This window comes from Testudinibacter sp. 'clade 2' (assembly GCF_006227735.1).
In the GTDB taxonomy this organism is placed as follows: Bacteria; Pseudomonadota; Gammaproteobacteria; order Enterobacterales; family Pasteurellaceae; genus Chelonobacter.
Genome location: NZ_VDHB01000209.1, coordinates 1 through 822 on the forward strand (window position 1 = coordinate 1; position 822 = coordinate 822).

At 45.5% G+C, this 822-nt stretch carries 1 protein-coding gene; it reads left to right on the plus strand.

The window, feature by feature from the left end; genetic code table 11:
- The first annotated feature begins 147 nt into the window (after window positions 1–147).
- Window positions 148–732 carry an aminoacyl-tRNA hydrolase gene (pth, locus tag FHQ30_RS12660; protein WP_139615124.1) on the plus strand — a complete coding sequence of 195 codons (585 nt, stop codon included), beginning with the start codon at window positions 148–150 and terminating at the stop codon, window positions 730–732.
- The last annotated feature ends 90 nt before the right edge of the window (window positions 733–822 follow it).

Genomic DNA, 822 nt, shown 5'->3' on the forward strand with positions numbered 1-822 from the left:
AAACCGCACTTTGCTTATTGTATTGTTATTTTACGCTACGGTTATAAAGTGCGGTTTCAGTTTCGATTGAGAAAAACCACACTTTCGCATACAATATGCGCCTATTTTTTAGCTCAATCCGTTATTAACGCAAACAGTGAAACTACCGTGTCCGAAATAAAACTTATCGTTGGTTTAGGCAATCCCGGCAGCCAATATGCACAAACCCGGCATAACGCCGGGGAATGGCTGTTGGAGCAACTCTGCTGCCAATATAACCTCTCGCTCACACCGGAAAGCAAATTTTCCGGCAAAACCGCACGTACGCTGATATCAGGCAACGAAGTGCGGTTTTTGCTGCCGACCACCTTTATGAACCTGAGCGGCAAAGCCGTTGGGGCGTTGGCAAATTTCTATCGTATTCAACCTGAACAAATCTTGGTGCTTCACGATGAATTGGATCTGCCGCCCGGCACCGCCAAAATCAAACAAGGCGGCGGACACGGTGGGCACAACGGGCTGAAAGACATTATCGCCAATCTGGGTAATAACAAAAATTTCTACCGTCTGCGAATCGGCATCGGACACCCCGGCGATAAAAACCTGGTCAGCGGTTATGTCTTAAACAAACCGCCGAAAACTGAATTAAACTTGATCGAACAAACGATTGAAGAAGCCGCTATCAGTGTGGATATTCTGCTGACCGATGGAATCAGCAAAGCGATGAATCGTTTGAATGGATTTAAAATTTAACCCTAACCGTTGCCACTAACGGTTTTACCAAAAGGAAAATAGTATGGGATTTAAGTGCGGTATCGTTGGTTTACCGAATGTGGGCAAATC